We start from the raw sequence: 1291 nt of genomic DNA, 5'->3' as shown, positions 1-1291 counted from the left end.
GGATGGGAATCTCGGTGTCGGCAGCCTGCGGTGTCGGGCACGGGTCGGGGCCGCTGACACCGACCACCACCCAGGTGTCGCCCGCCCGGGAGAGCCCGGTGTCCTGCCGTTCGAGCAGCGTGGCCGATGTCATCCCGAACGTCTCGCGGACCCGGTCGAGCACCGCGGACACGGCGTCCTGCCCCGCGACGAGGCTACCGGACAGGGTGGACAGTGTGTCCGCCTCGGCGCGGGCCCGTGCCGCGTCCCGGGTGCGGCGGGCGGCGATGTCGACAATGACGCTCACGGCGGTGGCGACCACCACGAACACGCCAAGCGCGAGGATGTTCTCCGTGTTGCGCATATAGAGCGTGTGCGGCGGATCTGTGAAGAACCAGTCGGCGAGCAGACTCGCACCGACCGCTGCGAACAGCGCCGGGTACAGGCCTCCGACAACCGCGACATTGACGATCATGGTGAGGTAGAGCAGCAGGTCACCGGCCAGGTCGACGTCGCCCCGCAGCCGGGTGAGCGCCACGGTGAGAGCGGGCAGGCCGACCGCGGCGAGGGCCGCCCCGATGATCCGGCGTCGGGGGGTGAGTCCACCGGTGAGCTCCGGTAGCCCGTGGTAGGTTCTGCCCGCCCGGTCGTGTGGGATCATGTGGACGTCGATCTTCCCGGAGCTGCGGATGACCTCGGCCGCCACCCCCCGGCCGCCGAGAACGGTGCCAAGCCAGCTGCGCCGGCTCGCGCCGAGCACAAGCTGGCTCGCATTCTCGCCGCGGGCGAACGCCAGCAGGGCTGCCGCGATGCTGTGCCCGATGACCTGGTGGTAGCTGCCGCCGAGGCTTTCGACCAACTCGCGTTGCTGTTGCAGTGTCTGCGCGGATGCGCTGATCAGACCGTCGCTGCGGGTGACGTGGACAGCGAGCAGTTCACCGCCGGCGCGCGTGGCGATGCGGGCGCCGCGCCGGATGAGGGTTTCGCCTTCGGATCCGCCGGTGAGAGCGACGACGACCCGTTCGCGGGTTTCCCACCGGCGGGAGATGCCGTGCTCGGCACGGTAGGTGTCGAGCTGTTCGTCGACCTTGCCGGCCATCCACAGCAGCGCCAGTTCGCGCAGCGCCGTGAGGTTGCCGATCCGGAAGTAGTTCCCGAGTGCGGCGTCGATTTTCCCTGGGTCGTAGACGTTGCCGTGCGCCATCCGGCGGCGCAGCGCCTCCGGCGCCATGTCGACGAGCTCGACCTGGTCGGCGCGGCGCACGACCTCGTCGGGGACGGTTTCCCGTTGGGCCACCCCGGTGATCGCCTC

The 1291-nt window shown here is 70.4% G+C and carries 1 protein-coding gene; it reads right to left on the bottom strand.

Going from position 1 to position 1291, the window contains the following annotated elements:
• Positions 1 to 1291, bottom strand: a 1291-nt coding sequence (locus U9977_RS25230; RefSeq protein ID WP_322751777.1) for a DUF4118 domain-containing protein, incomplete at both ends; no start/stop codon positions are given.

The sequence above is a fragment of the Protofrankia sp. Cas8 genome (assembly GCF_963555845.1).
In the GTDB taxonomy this organism is placed as follows: Bacteria; Actinomycetota; Actinomycetes; order Frankiales; family Frankiaceae; genus Protofrankia.
This window is presented reverse-complemented; position numbering and strand designations above follow the sequence as displayed.